The organism is Streptomyces sp. PA03-6a, from assembly GCF_033792765.1.
Classification (GTDB): domain Bacteria; phylum Actinomycetota; class Actinomycetes; order Streptomycetales; family Streptomycetaceae; genus Actinacidiphila.
The window spans coordinates 2,364-4,829 of the sequence record NZ_JARAVK010000419.1 but is presented as its reverse complement, the minus strand read 5'-3'; the positions used below and the strand labels follow the sequence as shown (position 1 = coordinate 4,829).

Sequence of the window (2,466 nt, the reverse complement as noted above, 5' to 3'; positions counted from 1 at the left end):
CCTCCGGAACCCAGGGGCCGACCGACTCTGGAGCAACAGGACCTGCCCAGAACACCGCTGCCTCAAGCCGTAACGGCGGCACCGGTACAGGCACCGTCAGCACAAGCCCGGGGAGCGAGCCAGCCGTTCGTACCCGCGGCGCCACAGGCCGTTCTGCGGGCCAGGATACGGCTGGCAGCAGTACATCGAGCCCCACGCCGATCCGCAGTCACGGTGCGACTGGCAGCCAGTCGCACCGACCAGCGACGGAAGTGACCGGACCCCAGGCCAGCAGCGGCGATCCACGCGTCGGGGCTGCGGAGGACACCGTCACGACTGTCTCCACCGGCCCCGCTGCCGGGACCGACGGCGGGCCTGTGCCGACATACGACAACGCTGCTGGACTCCCCGGGTTCGAGAGCACACCCAACCCCGAGCACGAGACTGGCACGCTTCACGCATCCCCCGCCGGCGGCGAGGTCAGCACCCTCAGCGGCACACCGCACCCGGCGACATCCGTGAACAACCCCGCCACCACCACGGCGGGCGCTATCAGGACCAACCCCACTCCTGTCGGCACGGCGGCCCCATCACCGTCACCTAACACCGTGAGCGGCACCCCCAATAGCGCGGCAACCTCAAGCCCTGCCGCCACTCAGCCGCAGGCTAACGCCGATGAGGGAAACCGTGCGCATATTCCTTCTGCGGTTAGCAAGCCCGCAGCGACGGAAACCGCGACCACCACACGGCCGCTGTTCGGCACCGAGCAGCCCTCCGTTCCGCGCACCCGAACTCAGTCCGCGCCACAACTGGACCTCGACTCGCCCCCACGGCGCCCCGTCACGACCAGCGGCGACCTAACCATCGCAACGATCAACGGCGACGACAACGCACCACAGACCGACCAGGTAAGCACTGCAGCCGACACCGGCCAACCGGACGGCTTGCCCCAGACCTCCGCTACCGACACATCAGAGCACGCACTCGGCACAATGACTGACGATGACAATGTCACCCGTGTCGGCACTGACGACGACACGGCGACGTTGGTGGCCGATAGCGAAACGATCACCAAGCGGGGAGCGGACCATGTGAAGGCCCGCGCGCACGAGCCCGTTCGTCAGCATGCAGAGATCCTTGCCTGGCTGACGAAAATTGAATCCCCAGCGAAGACCGCCCTGTTCGACCCGAGCAGCCGGTTCCCGACAGTGATAACGGTCAACCCGATCCTATTTATGAAGTCGGGTCTGGAGAAGGAGCGCCTGCGACTTATCCAGGATCTCGAGAATGATTTCGGGATTCAGCTTGACTCGCGCGCCGGAGTCACGGCAGAGCGGCTGAGACATCTAGACGCTCCGATAAACGTGCTGAACGAAGTCCAGCCGCAGGATTTCACGCTGCCGATTCTGAGGGGACTCCGTGCAGCGGCGGGTCATTTTGAACAAATCCTCGGAAAGAGGCGTGCGGGATCAGTTCGAAGAGGTGTCGCACAAGAGGTAAAGACCGTCGGGGCGGTCACTTGGGCGCTGGCTGGTAGCCAGATTTCCCCGACTGTACTCGGAAGATATTTTGAAAAGAGTAGACTGTTCAACCTCTACATTTCCGCGCCCCGTACCAGCATCAATGTCAACGGCACTGCTTCTGAGGTCAGCGACGATATCCAGTATCGAGCTACCCACGAGCTAGCCCATGGGCTGCTCGGTTACGCGCAATCGCATTTCACCGACAGGTTGTGGGGGGACCAGGAACCCCCTCCGGTCATCAACGGACGTGCGACGGAGAACCCCGAGCGCGACTTCGAATTCTCGATTCAAGCATACTTTTTTGATACCGAACTGCTGGTGAGTCGATGGCCCCGCCGGTACGCCTTCGTAAACAAGCTTGAGGTCAAATATCCGCAGATCTTGGATATTGACAAGAAGCGCGGCAGCTCTCCCGGAATCGTTACTAAGGAGATAATTGAGGAATTGCCGCCGCATGAAATATCAAACTTCATGCGACAGGTAGGATCCTGGACTGGGGATGGGAAAAGATACTTTCCTTGGAAGGAGCAGCCGGTAACCCCATACGGTCGGACGAATCCGGCCGAGGATTTCGCCGAAACGGCCGTGGCCTACTTTATGAACAATGGTCTCCTGAGAGGTGAAGCCCCACAGCGAGCTATGTTCCTGGATGAAATCATCAGTGGCTGGAGTCGAAAGCGTCCAGTAGATACAGTAGCTGTCAGAGGCACATTCTCTAGTCTCCGCGCCGTTGTCCTTCGTGGCCGATCGCAGTCCGGGAACGAGAACACTCTGGGCCGCATTCCTGGTTCCGCTATCGTTCAGGACTTTGCGCCCGACGGTGACATCATTACGATTGGCGACACTGCAGCGAGACCCCTCGCGCCGCCCGCAAGTAATGCTTACGCCCCGTTTGAGGAGTTTTTTCAGAATGAGGCTGTGCGGCGTGGGATGAGTCCGTCGGAACTCGAGACGCGCATGTACG

The 2,466-nt window shown here is 61.3% G+C and carries 1 protein-coding gene; it reads left to right on the top strand.

Going from position 1 to position 2,466, the window contains the following annotated elements:
* Window positions 1-587: 587 nt before the first annotated feature.
* The coding region (locus tag PV350_RS44505) for a hypothetical protein (protein WP_500339055.1) at window positions 588-2,466 on the top strand (1,879 nt) is incomplete at its 3' end.